At 39.9% G+C, this 233-nt stretch carries 1 pseudogene; it reads right to left on the reverse strand.

Annotated elements, in window-relative coordinates:
• A pseudogene (locus NE619_RS18525) lies at positions 1 to 233 on the reverse strand (ABC transporter ATP-binding protein); the annotation flags it as partial.

Raw genomic sequence — 233 nt, forward strand, 5'->3', positions numbered from 1 at the left:
TAAGAAAATCGAACATTCCGAAGCACAATATCATGGTTTTGGGGGAAATCTGTTCCACCCTCATAAATCGGAATATCCAGTATCTCTTTGGTTTTGGTGATAGCGTTTAGTACATTTGCAAAGTTTGTTCCCAATTCCTGCAAAGGCCTGATTTCAGTTAAATACATAGAACCGACATACAAAAATAGCAAGAGCGTACTGGCAGCCAGTGAGCCTTTCAGGAAAAACATTCC

This window comes from Anaerovorax odorimutans (assembly GCF_024459955.1).
Lineage (GTDB): Bacteria > Bacillota > Clostridia > Peptostreptococcales > Anaerovoracaceae > Hominibacterium > Hominibacterium odorimutans_A.